The organism is Streptosporangium sp. NPDC049248 (genome assembly GCF_040678965.1).
Lineage (GTDB): Bacteria > Actinomycetota > Actinomycetes > Streptosporangiales > Streptosporangiaceae > Streptosporangium > Streptosporangium fukuiense.
On record NZ_JBFAQY010000094.1, the window covers coordinates 1 to 1127 of the forward strand.

Annotated in this window: 1 protein-coding gene; it reads right to left on the reverse strand. The window is 72.1% G+C overall.

Features of this window, described 5'->3' with window-relative positions; all coding sequences use genetic code 11:
- The coding region (iscB, locus tag AB0K21_RS44705; protein WP_364159332.1) for an RNA-guided endonuclease IscB at positions 1 to 1112 on the reverse strand (1112 nt) is incomplete at its 3' end.
- Positions 1113 to 1127 lie beyond the last annotated feature (15 nt).

Here is a 1127-nt window from a genome sequence, read left to right on the forward strand (position 1 = left end):
CGGACGTGGCGGTGGCCGATGCCCTGCACGGTGCCGTGCCGGGTGGTGATGTTGAAACTGCCGGTGGAGCGGACCGCGACCCGCCCGGTGTGGACTCCGGCCTTCTTGCCGGCCGGGACGGTCGCGCGGACCAGGTCGCCGGTGGCGAACCCCTTGACGTGCTTGGTCCGGGGCAGTCGCAGGCGGGGGAAGCCGTAGCGGTCGGTGCGGGTACGGCAGTAGGTGCCGCGCCCGGTCGCCTTGACCACCAGGACCGCCGACGGCCAGGCGGTCACGGTCTCCAGGTGGCCGACGTGCAGCGCGTCCAACGTGTGGGACTTGGCGGCGCCGGTGCGGAAGCGGTTCCACTTCGTGCGGCCGCCGGAGGCGGTGTGAACGGGCAGGCCGGTCGCTTCCAGGGCCCGCCACAGCGCCCAGCGGGTGGCGTTGACGGCGGCGGCGTCGTGCAGCGGCGCTTTGGCCTGCTTGAGGATCTTCGCGAGAAGGGCGGGCTTATCCTTGAGGAATTCCTGCACGGGGGTGGCGTTCTTGGTCTGGTTGCAGCCGATGCAGGCCAGGGTGAGGTTGCTGATCCGGTCCGAGCCGCCCCGGCTGCGGGGGTGGATGTGGTCGAGGTTGAGCGGTACGCCGCTCGCGCCGCAGTAGGCGCAGGTGCGCCCCCATTTGGCCAGCAGGTATTCGCGGACCTCGTACCCGGCGAGGGTGCCCTGCTGGTATTCGGCTCCTTCGAGCGGTCGCCCGGCCGATAGGGCGTGGGTGTCGAAGGAGACCTTCTCCACGTGGATGGCGGTGACGGGCGCCCACCGGGTCAGCCGCGCCACCTGCGACAGGGTGGTCTCGACGCGGTGTTGCAGCGACGGCGCGAGCCACCCTGTCGGTTTGGTGCGGTTGAGGAACCGGGGGGCGCGGTGGCGCAGGTTCCGCCCCCGGCGGCCCCGGCGCAGTGCGGCCCGCGCGGCGAGCCTGTCGCGGATCGCTCCGCCTCGGTGGTCGAGTTGGATCGCGTACCGTCCGGCCCGGCTCCCGTCGCGGTCGGTGAACACGGCCAGGCCGGTGTGCTTGGAGCCGGGGTCGATACCGACCTGCACGCCTGCCACGGTGGAATCGGCCACCGACCGGTCCTTGAG